11 protein-coding genes are annotated in these 16592 nt (G+C 56.2%); 4 read left to right on the top strand and 7 right to left on the bottom strand.

Annotation, left to right across the window (positions count from 1 at the left end; all coding sequences use genetic code 11):
- The first annotated feature begins 51 nt into the window (after positions 1 to 51).
- Positions 52 to 1206, top strand: a complete 1155-nt coding sequence (gene thiO / locus LA756_RS12385; RefSeq protein WP_224440187.1) for a glycine oxidase ThiO — start codon at positions 52 to 54, stop codon at positions 1204 to 1206.
- A gap of 7 nt (positions 1207 to 1213) precedes the next feature.
- Here thiO and LA756_RS12380 read toward each other — a convergent pair whose 3' ends face one another.
- A complete protein-coding gene (locus LA756_RS12380) occupies positions 1214 to 2347 on the bottom strand; it encodes a chemotaxis response regulator protein-glutamate methylesterase (protein ID WP_224440186.1) in 1134 nt (377 codons plus the stop codon).
- Positions 2348 to 2620: 273 nt separating this feature from the next.
- Here LA756_RS12380 and LA756_RS12375 point away from each other — a divergent pair, with 273 nt between their 5' ends.
- Both LA756_RS12375 and LA756_RS12370 read left to right on the top strand, forming a co-directional pair.
- Positions 2621 to 3829, top strand: coding sequence for an FAD-dependent oxidoreductase (locus LA756_RS12375; RefSeq protein WP_224440185.1), 1209 nt, complete (start codon positions 2621 to 2623; stop codon positions 3827 to 3829).
- Between the two features lie 318 nt (positions 3830 to 4147).
- Positions 4148 to 5206: a hypothetical protein gene (locus LA756_RS12370; protein WP_224440184.1), complete on the top strand. Its 1059-nt coding sequence runs from the start codon at positions 4148 to 4150 to the stop codon at positions 5204 to 5206.
- On the opposite strand, the gene LA756_RS12365 is transcribed toward LA756_RS12370, so the two are convergent.
- From LA756_RS12365 to LA756_RS12350, 4 genes are read right to left on the bottom strand one after another with little or no spacing between them, the layout of a single operon-like run.
- Positions 5203 to 6726 (bottom strand): glycosyltransferase family 39 protein, encoded by a 1524-nt coding sequence (locus LA756_RS12365; RefSeq protein WP_224440183.1) that lies wholly within the window; start codon positions 6724 to 6726, stop codon positions 5203 to 5205. The two genes, LA756_RS12370 and LA756_RS12365, sit on opposite strands and share 4 nt — an antisense overlap.
- Positions 6727 to 6776: 50 nt before the next feature.
- Complete coding sequence (locus tag LA756_RS12360; RefSeq protein ID WP_224440182.1) at positions 6777 to 7601, bottom strand: ExeA family protein; 825 nt, start codon at positions 7599 to 7601, stop codon at positions 6777 to 6779.
- A gap of 29 nt (positions 7602 to 7630) precedes the next feature.
- On the bottom strand, positions 7631 to 8848 hold the full coding sequence (locus LA756_RS12355; RefSeq protein WP_224440181.1) for a hypothetical protein: 1218 nt from the start codon (positions 8846 to 8848) through the stop codon (positions 7631 to 7633).
- Entirely contained in the window at positions 8848 to 10131 is a 1284-nt protein-coding gene (locus LA756_RS12350; RefSeq protein WP_224440180.1) for a hypothetical protein, read from the bottom strand. Before LA756_RS12350 ends, LA756_RS12355 begins: the two co-directional genes overlap by 1 nt.
- 317 nt (positions 10132 to 10448) lie before the next feature.
- On the opposite strand from LA756_RS12350, the gene metH reads away from it, so the two are divergent.
- Positions 10449 to 14159: a methionine synthase gene (gene metH / locus LA756_RS12345; RefSeq protein ID WP_224440179.1), complete on the top strand. Its 3711-nt coding sequence runs from the start codon at positions 10449 to 10451 to the stop codon at positions 14157 to 14159.
- An 87-nt stretch (positions 14160 to 14246) separates the two neighbouring features.
- Here metH and LA756_RS12340 read toward each other — a convergent pair whose 3' ends face one another.
- Both LA756_RS12340 and LA756_RS12335 read right to left on the bottom strand, forming a co-directional pair.
- Positions 14247 to 15074, bottom strand: a complete 828-nt coding sequence (locus LA756_RS12340) for a CBS domain-containing protein (RefSeq protein ID WP_224440178.1) — start codon at positions 15072 to 15074, stop codon at positions 14247 to 14249.
- A 383-nt stretch (positions 15075 to 15457) separates the two neighbouring features.
- Positions 15458 to 16546, bottom strand: a complete 1089-nt coding sequence (locus tag LA756_RS12335; protein WP_224440177.1) for a leucine-rich repeat domain-containing protein — start codon at positions 16544 to 16546, stop codon at positions 15458 to 15460.
- Positions 16547 to 16592: the final 46 nt, after the last annotated feature.

The raw sequence follows: 16592 nt of genomic DNA, 5'->3' as shown, positions 1-16592 counted from the left end.
ACAAACCCGCCCCTCGCTGATCGATTCGGCCTTCCCCTGATAGGTTTCGTCTTGCCGCCGACTGACTCTAGTTCTCCAGATTTTGTGCTCGTCGGTGGAGGTGTCATCGGGCTATCTATCGCCTACGAGCTCGCGGGACGTGGGCACCAGGTAACGCTGATTGAAAAAGGAGAGCTTGGCCGTGAAGCCTCTTGGGCCGGAGCAGGCCTATTGCCGCCGGCGAACGAACAAGACGCCTGGGAACCGCAGGAGCAGCTGCGCGGATTGAGCCATCGACTATTTCCAGAGTGGTCGGCCCAGCTTCGCGAAGAGACCGGAATCGATAATGAATTCGAGATTCCTGGCGGACTCTATCTGGCCCGCGATCCCGGCGAGGCTGCCTCACTCCGCATGGCTTGCGTGCAATATGAAGAGGAAGGGGTTGAAGTCCAGCGGCTCACTCTCGAGCAGCTTGCGATGCGTTTCCCTCATCTTCAGGCCGATCAATCGATTCGAGAGTGCGTATTTTTGCCGGGCGAAGCGGTTGTTCGCAATCCGCGACACCTTCAAGCCCTCGTGGCCGGATGTCAACAGCGAGGGGTGCAGTTTCTGGAACAGACCGAGGTATCTCGCTGGAATTTCCAAGGCGAGAAGTTGGTCTCAATAGAAGCTCGGCAGCAGCAGCTTTCGCCCAAAGCCGTTTGCTTGGCCACCGGAGCATGGTCGCAACTGCTTGCCGATCATGTCCTCGATCAGGGGCACTTCACAGGAATTATGCAGCGGCCTGAGATCGAGCCGATACGAGGGCAATTGGTTCTCTTGGATGCTGGTGAACGGTTTTTCTCTGCCCCGGTTAACGAAGGCATTCGCTACATCGTTCCACGCCGCGACGGATTAGTTTTGGTCGGAGCAACCGTGGAAGAGGCCGGTTTCGACAAGTCGACCACTGCAGAAGCGATCGAAGACTTAACGCAGTTCGCACGACAGTGGATTCCGCAACTGCGTGAAGCATCTGTCGTCAAAGCATGGTCAGGCCTGCGACCGGCAAGCGTCGATCGTATCCCTTATCTCGGAAAATTGCCTGGCATGGAGAACGTGTTTCTCGCCGCTGGTCACTATCGCAGCGGATTGCATTTGTCGCCTGCGACGGCTGTCGTAATGGGGCAGCTGATGTGTGGTGAAGATCTTTCGATCGATCTTCACCCATTTCGAGTTAACCGAGCTTAACGGCAGCTTAAGTGGCTGCGGCGGCAGCTCCCCACATGCGTCGGACTTGGGTCGAGATTGTCGATGCGGCATCGTCAAGCGAGAATTGCCGATCGACGTTTCCTTCCAGGAAGGCGACTTTATTCATGCCATAAACGTCCGACGTCGCTTCGTCTTGTCCGAGCACGAACCCCCCTCCAGATCGAACCGCTCCGCAGCCATCCGATCCGTCGCGGCCCATGCCTGTCATGATGACGCCCAGGATCCGGTCTCGGTAAATCTTGACAGCCGATGTCATCATCACATCAACCGAAGGGCGATGACCGCTGACGAAATCGCCGTCCCGAACCAAAAGCTTGCCCCCCTTGGCTCCATGACGAACAACTTCCAAATGCTTTCCGCCTGGGGCTAAGTAAGCATGTCCCGGAAGAAGAACATCGCCTGTTTCGGCTTCTTTCACTTCGATTTGCGAGATCGAGTTCAATCGTCCCGCGAAGGCTTTCGTGAAGTTCGCAGGCATATGCTGTACGATCACGATCGGTGGCAGGCCCTGCGGTAAGATCTCGAACATCGATGCCAGTGCCGGTGGTCCGCCGGTCGAGATCCCAAGGGCAATCAGTTTGTCGGAAACCGGCAAGTCGGTCGGTGGCAGACGCTTGGGAACCGAGGCTTTCGCTTCATGGTTCAAGCCAAGTTTTTCGCGTCGCTGCTTTCGGCGTTCGGCACGCTCGCGGCGCATTTTGAGTACCTTGCCGACGTCGGTATTGGCCACCAGGCGAATCTTACGGCAAAGCTCGGTACGTAACGTCGTTTCCGCTTCTCGCAGGCCTTCTGGCTTGGCAATGTAATCGATCGCCCCTCGATCGAGCGCTTCCAGCGTGATCTGGCCGCCCAGCTGAGTGGTGGCGCTAACCATGATGACGGGAATGTTTTGCTCCGAGAGAATCGCGTCGAGCGTTTCCAGGCCGTCCATCTTCGGCATCTGCACGTCCAGCGTGATCAGATCTGGCTTAAGGGAACGTGCCTTTTCGACTGCTTCTTTACCGTCGGATGCAGTCCCGATCACTTGGATGTCCCCTGTCTCTTCCAAGAGATCCGAGATCAGAGTTTGAATCAGTCGTGAGTCGTCGACAACGAGAACTCGAATTGTGCGTTGGACCATTTTCCTGCCCTACAGTCCTGAACCATTTGAGATCGACAGCCAAGGGGCATGCTGTTATCGAATCCTGGTTTCAAATTAAAAGCCCCAAAAAACGTAGGTTACTTAGCCCGAGCGATGCTTCCGTCGCGCTAAACCACAACGATTTTTTCTGTCCTGGTCCTAACTGAGGGGCGAAGAGTCGTTTCTTCCTTATAATCGTTACCATGGGCCCGTATTTCTGAGGTGTGTGTACCCTGGGTCGAACATGTTTCCTCTTGCGACAAAGGCCATCGGATGGCAATAGATACCCCCGCACACATCGTTATTGTCGGAGCCGGACCGATCGGTATCGAGGCCGCTTTGTATGCTCGCTTCCTGGGTTACAAAGTCACCCTGCTCGATTCAGGGGAGGTCGGAGCCCATCTAAAAGCATGGGGGCATGCTCCGATGTTTACCCCTTTCGGAAGTAACAGCACACCGCTGGGAAAGTCGGCCCTTTCGGCTCAGCGGCAAGATTACGGGCCGCCCAGCGACGACGCGATGCTCACTGGGCAACAGTTTCTGGACCAGTATCTCTTACCGCTGGCCGAGACCGATCTGATTGTGGATTGCCTGAAATTGCATCACACGGTGATCTCGATCGCGCGTAAGTCGCAAACGAAACAGGAGAATCAAGGGGACGAAGCCAGGGCTGATACACCCTTGGTAACGTTGGCGAAAGATCGTGACGGACACGAGCATGTCTTCGAGAGTGAAGTGGTGCTCGACTGCAGTGGAGTGTATGGCCAAGCCAACTATCTTGGCTCCGGCGGAAATCCGGCGCTGGGAGAACTGGCGGCACGCGAGCACTTCGGTTGCGGGCTGCTCAACTTGAAGGGGAAAGATGCCGAGCGATATGCCAACCAGCAAGTCTTAGTCGTCGGGGCAGGGCTTGCCGCGGCGACCAATATCTGTGAGTTGAGCAAGCTCGCACGCGAGTCGCTGGAGACGCACATTACCTGGATCACGCGAGAAGCCAACGCTCCTGGGCAAAGTGGTCCCGTTGCGGTGCCAGCCGACGATCCTCTACCGCAGCGGACGAAGATCGCCTCCGAAGCCAATCGCCTGGTCGTTGAGGAAAATGGTCACTTGGCTCATTGGCCAGAAACGACGATCGAAGCAGTTCACTACGAACCCCAAAACAGCCACTTCCACGTTACCCTTGCCGGCAAGCATAGCGGGGTGCATACGTTCGATCGCATCGTAGCCAATGTCGGCTGCCGTCCAAATTTGGAAATGCTCCGCGAGCTTCAAATCGATCTGCGCGACTCGACCGAAGGCATTGTGAATCTCGTTCATTCCGAGCCCAACTTTTACATTCTCGGAGCCAAGAGCTTCGGTCGTGATTCCAGCTACGTTATCTCCGACGGGCTCGATCAAATCCGCCAGGTGTTCGCAATTCTCGGCGATCGAGAAGACCTCGATTTGTATGCTCAACCACTTGGGAAATCGAACGAGGCATAAACCGATTTGTCCGTAGAAAGTCTGTCCCGCGATATCGAAGATTCAACGTCCAGGGGCTTGCTGCAGTATGCCGATGCTATCAGGTAATTTGTGATCAAAGTTTGATCAATCTTGAACGAATGTTCGTCTATGGTTCTCGGGGCGATGGCGTTTCGGCCGAGAAAATCAGGGAAAACGCCTCGATTCCGTGCCAACCATTTCTTCGAGCGTTTCGTACAGCTTGGCGTGCGTCGAGCATCTCGATCGCTTATAGTACGGGAATCCAAAAATCGGATACCTCGCAAGATAAGCCCCCACTGAATCGACTAAGGCCTGAAGATGAGTCTGCCTGCGGTATCGAAAACAATTGTTGGAGCCCTGTTTGTTCTGTTCGCCATCACGGCGGTCGGGCTGGAAACATCGTCGGCTGAAGATACTGACCGCGAGCAAATCATCCGCCGTTGGGTTCGGCAACTCGATGCCAATCAATTTGCCGCGCGTCAAGAAGCGGCCGAAGAGCTAACCAAGCTCGGCAAAGATGCCATTCCCGCCATCGAAAACGCGGCCCTGACAGGAACCGGAGAAGTCGCAAGCCGCTCGGTCGACTTGCTGAAGAACTTTGCCGGCTCGCCTGACGAAGAAACATCTACGCTCGCGTTGTCCTCCCTGAGACGTCTTGCTGCCAGTGGCAATCAAACGGCCGGCTATATCGCCAAAGAAGCGATCGAACAACTCAAACGAAAACTTGGCCCTCATCGCATTGCCGAGGACGCCCCCCAGCAGCCGCCGATCATGCCGGCCGGCAACTTCAATCGCTCGGTCCGGATCTCGAACAATGGCAACGGCGAAAAGACGATCGACGTCACCGAGAACGGCCAGCGTGTCGTCGCTCGCACTTCAGCCAACGGCCATGTCTGCGTCACGTTCCACTTGCCCAATGGGAAGCAGGAAACGGTCGAAGCCGAAAGTGTCGATAAGCTGCGAGAAAAAGACGCCGCAGCGTTTGCCAAGCTGGAAGAGCTGACCAAGATTGTCGACGCCGGTCCTCGCCGACTTCCTCAAATGGAAAACATGCCACGCGTGCATGTCCGTGTTCCGCGAGCTCGTGAAGGGGTCGATCCTTTTGCTGAGATGGATCAACAGATCGAAGCGATGCGTGCCCGGCATGAACAGTTTCTCAACGACATGCAGCAAAACATGCGTGTCCGCCGCTTGGATGCCGACGTTCGTGTGAACCGCAATGCCGTGAGTGACGAGCAACTGAAAGAGGTTCGGGAACGACTTTCCGCAACGCTCAAGCGGATCGAACAAGCAGAAGCGAACGATATCGATTCGGTCGATCTTCAACGACTCGACGACGCGCTCAAGCGAATCGAATCGACGCTCGACGCTTCTTAATCGTCCGTTTTCCGGGGCGAAAGAATTCTCCACTGTACACGAGCCGCCTGCACTTCCGGCTTGTGGATCTCGTAGGTTCGCTCCGGCACCGACTCGACGAAGTTCTGCACGACCTGATCCGCATACGACTCGCTGCCACGGATGATCAGAAAAACGCGACTGTCCGCGTTCGAGTTGGCCAAATAGCTCGGCGTCGCTTGGCCAGGGTCGGTGTATGTCAGTCCAAACGATTGCCCTTCGTGCGACGGCAACGCATAGATCGACTCCACGGGCAATCGGGCATATGTTTCCCATAAATCGAGATCGTCTAGGTCGAGCCGAAGGATGTCCGATTCGATCAGACCTGCGGAAATCAAAACGTCGGTAGTTGCTTCATTCGCTTTCAGTTCTGCCGAAGCAGCGTGAACGACCGTCCGCCAATCTTCTCCTCGCATCGGCCCCAAGTAGGCAGGCGTTCGCCAAGCCAACGCGATGCCCAATCCCAACAAGATCGCCCCCCGTCGCCACCATGGCGGCGGAATCAAAACGGCTGTTGCGGCAAACAACAGTGGAATGAGACTCTCGGATGAAATCAGGTATCGTCCGAAAAACAGTGCCGCGATATCGGTGGCCGTTGTGACCCAGCCGATGGCAATCGGCACGATGACAACCGCCAGCAGCAAAACCAGACGCCGTATTTCTGCCGATGCCCAGCCAAGGTTTTGCCATCGTCCCATGGCAATCGCCAAAACGGAAACAGGGGCCAAACAAGCGAACGCGGTTCGCCAGCGACGCCATTCGTTCCACGACGTGGCCGAGATAAAGCTGGCCCAGTTCTCTCGTCGCTCGAAGATGTTCATCAAATGAGGCAGGCTGATCAATACGGCCACAGCGACGCACGCAATCGCTCCGAGCAAACGAATACGCGTCGCACGATGGTTCGCCAGTCCCAGCAGTACGATGGCCAATGTACCGGAGAACAGCAGCGTGCTGTAATGCAAATAGAAACTGACGATGGTGACCAAAGTCAGGCCAATCCAATCGCGCCGCCGATCCTTTTCCAGTGCGTTCCATGCGAAAGCAACTTGAGCAATCGCCGCCAATTGGACGAGACCGTAAACGCGTGCTTCGGTTGCAAAGAAGATCCAATCGACATCGACGGTCGCCAGCATGCCGGCGGCTAGGGCAATCCAGCTGCTGCGTGTCCAGCGGTGAGCAATCCCAACGATTCCCCCTACCGCACAGACGCTACCGATCAGCGACGGCAGACGCAGTGACCACTCATGCAGACCGGTTAGCTGCGTTCCCAGCCAAACGAGATAGAAGTAGAGCGATGCCTGATTCCCCATCGCAGCGCGTTGCGGGACATCTTGAATCGCATCCGAGACCACCCAGGCCGTATGAAGCTCGTCAACCCAAAGGCTTTCCGAGATCGCCGGCAAGCGAAGAGCAACAGCCACCATCGCGAGGCTACTTGCCAATAGCGCAGTCGTCCGCCACGAAGGAATATCAGGGGACGGACTTGGCTCGTTGGTGCTCACGCCGATTGATTCTAATAGGCACAAGCGTCGCCGCCAGGGCAGGGGGGCGTTTATTCAGGAACGACGGTGACCAATTCGTCGTGGATCGATTCAACTTGAGCGGCGTCGATCTGGCGAATTTCTTCTGCATAGCCAATTAGCAAGGCCAAGTCGCATAGGCGATTGATTTCACGCGGATTGCCTCGCGTGATCTCGAATAGTCGCTGGAGCCCTTCCGGCACGAAGATTTCCCCTTCGCATCCCGCCACACGCAGGCGATGCGTGACATAGGCCGCCGTTTCGTCTGGCGTAAAGCAACGCATCAGCGACTTGACACCGATACGGCTTTCCAGCGAAGGAAAACGTTCGATCGCAGGAATAATCGCCGTTTGACCGACAAGTACCAGCGTCAGATCGAGTTTGCCGTCGGTCTCGAAATTGGTCAGCAGGCGCAATGTTTCCAGCGAAGAATGATCCGACAGCAAATGGGCATCGTCCACAACGACGACCGCATGATGGCCTGACCGAGTATTTTCGGACAGGAACTGTTGAAGCTGCCAGATGCTTTCGCTGGGGCTACGTTGCGATTCGCCGGAACGTTGGCCACGGCCAAGGTTCAGCAGCAGGTAGGGAATCAGTGAATCGCTCGGCAGTTTTGGGAAAACAAGATGTGCCTTCGGCGAAAACGACTCGGGAAGCTGCATCAGCAACGTGCGAGCGAGCAAGCTCTTGCCCAAGCCACATGCTCCCGCAAGGATCGCGGCACCGCGGCGATTTTCGACTGCGTAACGAAGCTTCAAGAGCGCGGCCTGGGCAGACTCGGCCGGGTAATACGACGCTTCCGAGTAAGTATTCTCGAAGGGGCGAGTCTTGAGTTTCCAGTACGCTTCGTACATTCGTGCTTCCGCTGGTTGCCTAACGCTGATTATCGCCAGAAGTTGTCGGCGATTCCGATCACGTTGATCTTACGCTGCTGCAGCTTCGGCAGGATTTGGCTCAGTTCCTGATCGTGTGTGCCGCGAGCATCGCGAACGACCAGCACACTATTCAGCAATGCAAGTCGTTGCCAAACTTCTGGACGATCGCCGCCATCCCACAGGACAACATCGAAATCGCTGGCAAACTGTTGGAGCTCGTTCGCCGAGAGATCACCCAGTTGGCGGTAACCGGCCGGCAAAATGGCGATTGGCTGATCGGCAGCTTGGATCATGCCTTCGTACAACGTTTCGGCTGGTTCGGTGTCGGCCGGATAACCTTCGGCAAGTCCCAGGCGAACCGTCAGGCTTTCGGTACCGCTACCTTCGTCGATGATCAGGACGCGGCGGTTCTGCGAAGCCAGTAGCTTGGCCAGGCAAGCAGTCATCGTCGAGCAGCCACATCCTTCGCCCAGCGAAACAAGAGCAAGCGACTTCACGCTTCCCGAAATGCTGTTGGCAAGCGATTCCCATTGATCTTGGCAGAGATCGAGAATCATGTCGGTCTCTTCCGGCCAGGCCAGCGTTTCGGTTTCCCATTTAGGATGGGCCAGGCGGCGCTGACGGTAAGCTGGTGCCGGAGTAGCAACTGGTTCAGCTGCAGGAGCTTCGTCGGTCGATTCTTCCACTTCCGCTGCACTCGAAGTAGGAAGCGTGTTAGTGACGAACGTGAAACCTTCTTCCGTTTCTTGGGCGGCTGCCTCCGTGGACTGAGGTTCCCACTGGTCGATCTCGACCGTTGGCGTTGGAAGGTCCGCTTTTTCCGCAGCGGGTTTCGAGGCCGAAACGGGATGAACCGGCGTATGTTTGCGACCGGCTCGTGCCATCAAGCGATCGAGGGCTTCCGAAACGGCGGCCGTGTTTTTAGCGGCCAACTCGAATTCGTCTTGGGTAGGTTCCCCGGCTCCGTTTTCGGATGCTGACGATTCGTCGTACGAACCGACCAGCGGCGAACCAGGCATATCGATCCGAATGCCCTGATTCTTCCAGTGCTGCAGTTCGCTAAGAGTTGGCTTGCGGGTCATCGTGCGAACCGAAGCCGATGGCGTTTGCTGGGAAGATTGGGATTGGTTCATAACTGGTTCCACCATTGAGGCCGTGGCGTCTGCCGTGGGGCCATGTTGTTCCGAGGTGTAAGCACGGATAAAAGCGCGATCAAGCTGGCTCATTACCGGGTTTCCATATCAAGACGCTCGACGCCACCGAGACGTGCTCGCGGCTGGTTGGCCTCTTGAGGAATGGCCGAGCCTGGGTAAGGACCGTACCCGTAAACGTCGTTTTGATTCGGCATGCTTGGCATGTTGTTCTGTGGCGGTTGGTTGTTCACCACTGGCAGATCGGCCTGGTACTGTGGACCTTCGACAATCTGCGGTAACTGCGAACTGGTTGGCAGCGAGTTGCCCGAAGGATTTCGCTCGGCCAGCTTGCCTTCCTGAAGCATCCAGTGACGTTCAGCCGAATTTGGATTGGCCGAAGGGTACTGCGACGTTCGAGGAGCGTTCAATTTCATCGATGGTGCCGACGATGGCTGCGAAGGACCGCCGTCGAACGAAGGAACATAGGCTTCCGTTGGAGCACCGCCATAGCTAGGCGAATAGGAATCGTCTGCTGGTGCTTCAAAGTCAGGGTTTTTGTTCGACGGACCAAACTGCGGGATGTACGTGTCTGCAGGAGCTTCGTTGGCAGGCATCCCTTCCACAGGGTTGTTATAGTTGCCAGCCGGTGGAGCGTAGTCCAGCTCGTCGGCGGTAGAAATGTTAGGTAGTTGGGCCTGATGCGATGGGTTCGACATCGCTGGGCTTGGCGAGATGTCTCGCGACGGTGCCGAAGCCATTTGCGGAACACTGGAAGAACCCATTGGTTCCAGCGTAATTGTTTCATTTGGATCGCTCGCGGCCGGATTGCCGTCCCAAGTCGGGGCAGGGCCCAGTTCGCCGGTGTCGACAAACAGCTCTTGCTCGACTTCGCTGACGGGAGGTTCTTCGCCACCGCCACCGCTGGAAAGTGCCCAGACGCTGACAAACAGAAGCGAAACGGCCATCCCGCCGAGGGCAAGTCGGTTCTTCCACTGCCCGCTGATTAACGAAGCACGTCGCTGAGTGCGACCTTCGCTGGAGTTGTGGATATAGCTTGGCTTGGTTGGACCGAGAGGATCGTTCTTCGCCGATGGCGCCGCAGCAGGGACGACCGGAGTCGGTGGCAAGTCGGCAACCGGTTCCGGCATTGGAATCGGTGCGGCAGCGGTATGAACCAGCAAGCTATCGTCCGATTCGATTTCGTGCGGATCTTCTCCCAGCAGGTTCGAGACCCAGTCTTCCTGTGGTACGGGGGCCTCTTCCACTGGCGGCTGCCAGGTCAGGTCCTTCACACGGATTACGATCGGATGACCGTAGAAGGTACCTTGAGAGTCTTGGTGATCACGGTTTTGGGGAGTTCCCAATGGTTTCGTCATCGTTTCGGCTTCCTTGCCTGACGTGAGATCGACGCACAACGGCCACGCGCTGATTGTGGCCCGTTGTCCTATCCATCGGTTCGGTTTGTAACGGTCTTTAGCTCTAGATAAGAAAAATCAAGGATTCTGGCTAGGTAAACTTTAGCGATTAGCTGCCAATCCCTGCCGGTTGTGACCAAACCGGAAATTTGGGATATTTGGTAGGTTTGAAGCATAGATTTTTCCTTGCCAAGGAACGGGATGCTATCTGACAGCACGGCAGCTGACAGCACTCAACTCGTTCTGTGGCAGGCATTTCAGTTCTCCGGAAGCAGCCCATGCCAGGTCCCCGATTCGCCGGCCGACAGCACCCGATCTTCGACGACATTCAAAAACGGATTCTGATTCTCGATGGTGCCATGGGGACCATGATTCAGAAGTTCAAGCTGACCGAAGCGGATGTCCGTGGCGAGCAATTCGCTAACGAAGAAAAAGACCTTCGCAATTTCAGCGATCTGCTTTGCTTGACGAAGCCTGACATCATTGAAGGCATCCACCGCGACTTCCTCGAGGCGGGCGCCAACATTATCGAAACGAACACCTTTGGTGCTACCCCGATTGCCATGGACGAGTTCGCACTAAGCGAATCGCTGGCAACCGACATCAATGTCGCCGCGGTCAAGCTGGCCAAGAAGGTGGTCGACGAATACAACGACCGCGATCCCGATAACTTGCGTTACGTGGCCGGGTCGATCGGCCCGACAAGCAAAACGGCTTCGATCTCGCGACGCATCGAAGACCCTGGCTTCCGCGACGTCACGTTCAATCAGTTGGTCGATTCGTACCTGGTGCAGATCGATGCCATGGTGCAAGCGGGCGCTGATATTCTCTTTCCTGAAACGACGTTCGACACGTTGAATCTGAAGGCGTGTCTGTTCGCGATCGAGAAGTACTATCGCGAGAAGCAAATCGAGCTGCCGGTGATGACGTCGGTCACCATCACCGACGCTTCCGGTCGAACGCTCTCGGGGCAGACAGTTGAAGCGTTTTGGAACTCGGTGTCGCACTTCCCTATGCTCAGCGTTGGTATCAACTGTGCCCTCGGGGCCGAGTTGATGCGGCCGTACGTGCAGGAACTGTCGTCGATTTCGTCCTGCTACATCAGCTGCCATCCCAATGCCGGCTTGCCGAACGAAATGGGCGAGTACGATCAAACTCCCGATCAAATGGCTGCGACCATCCGCGAATTCGCCGAGAATGGCTGGCTCAACATCGTCGGCGGGTGCTGCGGTAGCACGCCAGCGCACATTAAAGCGATCGCCGACACAATGCGCGACTTCGAGCCGCGCCCGTTGCACAAGCAAGAAGAACTGACACGTTTGAGTGGTCAGGAACCGTTCACGATCACGCCGAACACCAACTTCGTGATGATCGGTGAACGGACCAACGTGACAGGGTCGCGTCGCTTTGCTCGACTGATTCGGGAAGAGCATTTCGAGGAAGCGATTGCCGTCGCGCTGCAGCAAGTTGAAAGTGGCGCCAACGTGATCGACGTCAACATGGACGACGCGCTCCTCGACGGCGAAGCGGCCATGACACGCTACTTGAACCTGATCGCTGCCGAGCCAGATATCTGCAAAGTGCCGATCATGATCGACAGCTCGAAGTGGTCGGTTATCGAAGCGGGGCTACGCTGCGTCCAGGGCAAGTCGATCGTCAACTCGATCAGCCTCAAGGAAGGAGAGGAAGAATTCCTCAACAAGGCTCGACTCTGCCGCGATTACGGCGCTGCCGTTGTGGTGATGGCGTTCGACGAAGTCGGTCAGGCTGTCGAGCTCGATCGCAAAGTCGAGATCTGTAAACGAGCCTACGACTTGTTGGTCGAGAAGCTCGAGTTTGATCCGACCGATATCATTTTCGACCCCAACATTTTGACGGTCGCTACGGGGATCGAAGAACATAACGACTACGCGATCAACTTCATCGAAGCGACGCGTCAGATCAAACAAGTTTGCCCCGGGGCGAAGATCTCTGGGGGTGTGAGTAACGTTTCGTTCTCGTTCCGCGGTAACGATGTCATTCGCGAAGCGATCCACGCGGTGTTCCTGTACCACGCCATCAAAGCGGGGCTCGACATGGGGATCGTCAACGCCGGTCAGCTTGCCGTGTATGACGAAGTTCCGCCGGAGTTGCGTGATCTGATCGAAGATGTGCTGTTCAATCGCCGGGAAGATGCGACCGAACGACTGGTCGACTTCGCCGAAACGGTCAAGCATCAGAAAGGTGCCGGGCCCAAGCAGGAAGATCTTTCCTGGCGAGAAGACACCGTCGAAAAGCGACTCGCCCACTCGTTGGTGAAAGGCATCGACCGGTTTGTCATCGAGGATACGGAAGAGGCTCGCCAGAAAGCGGAACGCTGTCTGCATATCATCGAAGGGCCGCTGATGGACGGGATGAACATCGTCGGCGACTTGTTCGGTGCCGGCAAGATGTTCCTGCCGCAAGTGGTCAAAAGCGCTCGCGTGATGAAGAAAGCGGTCGCCTATCTTCTGCCATACATGGAAAAAGAAAAGGAAGAACTCGGCACGACCGACGAAGATGCCCGCGGCAAAATCTTGATGGCGACTGTCAAAGGGGACGTCCACGACATCGGCAAGAACATCGTCGGCGTGGTGCTTGGGTGTAACAACTACGAGATCATCGACCTCGGCGTGATGGTTCACTGCGACAAGATCCTTGCCGCGGCCAAAGAGCATGGCGTCGACGTCATCGGCCTTTCCGGGCTGATCACGCCGAGCCTGGACGAGATGGTACATGTCGCCGAGGAAATGCAGGCCGCTGGAATGAACATTCCACTTCTGATCGGCGGAGCGACAACAAGCGCCAAGCATACGGCCGTGAAGATCGCCCCGACGTACGATCATGCCGTTGTGCACGTGCTGGACGCATCGCGAAGTGTGGGTGTCGTCGATCAGCTGCTCAGCAAAGAGAACTCGCCGGCGTTTCTGGAAAAGAACCGCAAGCTACAGACGGAGCTTGCCGAGTCGTACCGAAAGCGTCAGGCCATTACGTTGGTTTCGCTGAAGAATGCTCGCGAAAAGCACTTTGCGACCGACTGGGAAAACATCGATATTCCGACACCTTCGTTTACCGGGACGAAAACGCTGAAAGAGTTTCCGCTGGAAACGCTCCGCGACTTCATCGACTGGTCTCCCTTCTTCAACTCGTGGGAGTTGAAAGGGAAGTACCCCAAAATCTTTGAAGACGAATATGTCGGCGAAGAGGCGAAGAAGCTGTTCAAGGATGCCAACGAACTGCTTGATCGGATCATCCAGGAGAAGCTGTTCACTGCCAATGGCGTGTTTGGTTTTTGGCCGGCAGCCGCCGACGGCGACGACATCATTATCTTCGATCCGAACGATCCCGAGAAGGAAATCGAACGCTTCTTCACGCTGCGTCAGCAATGGGAACGCAAAGGCCAAAGCGACTTCCGCGCCCTCGCGGATTACATCGCCCCAGTCGATAGCGGCCGCCGCGACTACCTTGGTGCGTTCGCGGTAACTACGGGGATCGGTTGTCAGGAACTGGCTTCCCAATTCGACGCCGACCACGACGATTACAACTCGATCATGGCCAAGGCGTTAGCCGACCGTCTCGCCGAAGCGTTCGCCGAATGCCTCCACTTGGAAGCTCGTAAGCATTGGAAGTATGGCGAGTCGGAAAGCTTGACCAACGAAGAACTGATCAAGGAAGGATACCGCGGTATTCGTCCCGCTCCAGGCTATCCGGCCCAGCCTGATCATACCGAGAAATGGACACTGTTCCGTCTGCTCAATGCCGAGCAAGAGACCGGAATCGAGCTGACCGAAAGCCTCGCAATGATGCCGGCGGCAAGCGTGTGTGGTTTGTACTTCGCACATCCTGCGGCACGTTACTTCGCGATCCATCAGCTCGGCCGCGATCAAGTCGAAGATTACGCCAAACGCAAAGGCATGCCGCTGAAAGACATGGAAAAGTGGCTCTCGCCGAACCTTTCGTACGACGCGTAATCGCCCGAGAGGATTGACCGTCGATGGGCACGATGGCTACGCTAGTCGAGGCGATAGCCATCGTGGAAGTTTCAAGCGAGATGTTGCTTACGTCGTGCCGACCGCGTTGACGGCGGTTGAAGCGGAGTTCTTTGGCGACAGCACCAGGAACTTGCTTTGGTTGTGATCGGTGACATCGAACGCCGCCACTTTGCCGATCAAGCTGAAGTGTCGGACGAAGCCTTTCGCGGGAATGATCAGGTTATCGTCCTGAACTTTCGTGGCGATCGCTTCGTCGGCGGTGGCGCGAACGAACTTGATCAAGATGCGACCGGTCGGTGGATCGTAGCCAAGCACGGCGTAATCCATTCTTGCACGCTTGTTCTCGATGTTCTTCAGCGGAATGACCAAGTCGCCATTCATCTTGCGAACATAAGCAGGGCTGCGGGTCTTCGCGTCGTTCTTAGGCGAGTACATCTGGAAGGCCGTTTCCATGCCTTCCACGTTGTCTTCGGCGAGGTATTGGATGATGTCCGAAATCGAAAGCACGCCAACTAATGTCTGGGCCGAATCAACCACCGGCAGGCAGCCAATCTTGTTGGTTGCCAACACGTACGACGCACGTGCCAATGGAATCTCGGGACCGACAGTGACAGGCTTCTCGACGCTGATCAGTTCTTCGACACGGCGATGTTCGGTTTCCTGACCTTCTGGCTTCATGCTGCTCATCAAAGCGCGAACGATGTCACGCTGCGAAACGACGCCGATCACTTTCTTCGTGTTATCGACGACAACAACCCGGCGTAACGAATAGCGTGCCATCAAGTCCGCTACGATGTTTACGTGGGTACCCACGGTCGCGGTGTGCACCTTGACCGACATCACGTCCTTGACGGTTCCTTGTAGTTGCTTCGAGATCGTTTCGATAGCGGTCATACTTCCCTGGCGTCTTCGAAAAATTCCTGGTCGAACAAGTCTCGTGGGTTGGCTCGTTCGACGAATTGAACAGTTCTCTATTTCCCGATAAGAACCAGCGGTGTGCCCTACGCGAAAGAGATGTTCGCGTACAATCCTGCCGGTTGGTGAAACTATAGCATCGAAATAAATGCATGGTTGAGCACTTCTATTTTGAAGCCGTCACGCGTCGAGAACCACATCCGGCAGGGTCCGATTATGCCGGCGATGCGCGTTAAGAATGTTGTTCCGCCGCGCAATGCCCCTTCCTTCTGGGCAGAAGCAACCGGCAGAAAGCGATGTTTCGGCCGGCCATGGGTGCGAAGCGGTACAAGCCGATCGGCAAAGAGCGAACTGCGCGAGAGTTAATTCTCTGGCATGTAGACGTGCTGGATTTCGGTGTTGGGCAACTTCATCGCCAACGCGTTGGCCCCTTCGTCGGTGACGGCCGTTCGCGTGACGATCAATGTCTTGAGCTGCGTCATTGGCGCAAGCTTTTGCAGGCCATCATTACTAAGCGAAGTCGAGCCAAGATGCAGCCACGTAACCCCATCCAGCTTCGTCAACGCTTCGATGTTGGCATCGCCGATCGCATTGCGGTCGAGGTTCAGCCACTCGAGCGACGTCAGTTCGGCCACCTTGGGAACGGCGGCGTCGGTGATCTTGGTGGCCCAGAGATTCAGCTTTTTCAGGCCGTCGTATGGGGAAAGATGCTCGACGGCGGCGTCGCTGAAATTGGTTTCGCTGACGTCCAAGTCTTGCAGCGCGGTCAACCCGGCCAACTGCTCGAAACCGTCGCCGTTGATCTTCGTACCACGCAGGCGAATCCGCTTCAGCTTGGTGAACGGTGCCAGCTTGACCAGGTTCGCTTCCGTGAAAGGAGTGCCGAACAAGTACAACTCTTCCAACTGGATGAGGCCTGACAGGTGATCGAAGGTGTCGCCCTGGACGGCTGTCTCGTCGAGTCCAAGCACTTTCAGTTGTGTCAATTTGCCGAGCAGACGAACGTCGGGATCGGTGATCGAGTTGCCGCGAAATTGCAGATTCTTCAGCTTCGAGCACATGGCGATTTGTGCGAGTGCTTCCCCGGTGACTTGCGTTTCGCGAAGGTCGAGCACTTGCAGTTCTTTCGGCGAACCAAGCCTTTCCAGCATCGCGTTGTTGATCGCACATCCCCGCAGCAAAAGCTTTTGCAACTGTGGTAGCGTGCCGATCCGCTTCATCAGGTTGTCGTCGATCGGCTTGCCAGAGAAGTCAACGAGCACGACCGCACCGTTGCCATCTTTCTCGACCCGAGCCCCAGCGTTGACCAGCATGGCTTCGGTGGCCATTTGATCTTGCGTGGGGGCCTGACCGGCTGCGTTATCGACCGCGGGTGAATCGCTGGAACTGCATCCGATAGAAAGACTGCCCAACAGTGCCAGACAAAACAAAACGGAGAGCAGGTTACGCATCAGTGGAGGTCCTCAGGCAGCAAATCGACGGGGAATCCACCTATTC

It is taken from the genome of Bremerella sp. TYQ1 (assembly GCF_020150455.1).
GTDB classification, from domain to species: Bacteria; Planctomycetota; Planctomycetia; order Pirellulales; family Pirellulaceae; genus Bremerella; species Bremerella volcania_A.
The sequence above is the reverse complement of the archived record's forward strand: the minus strand, read 5'-3'. Positions and strand labels throughout refer to the sequence as shown.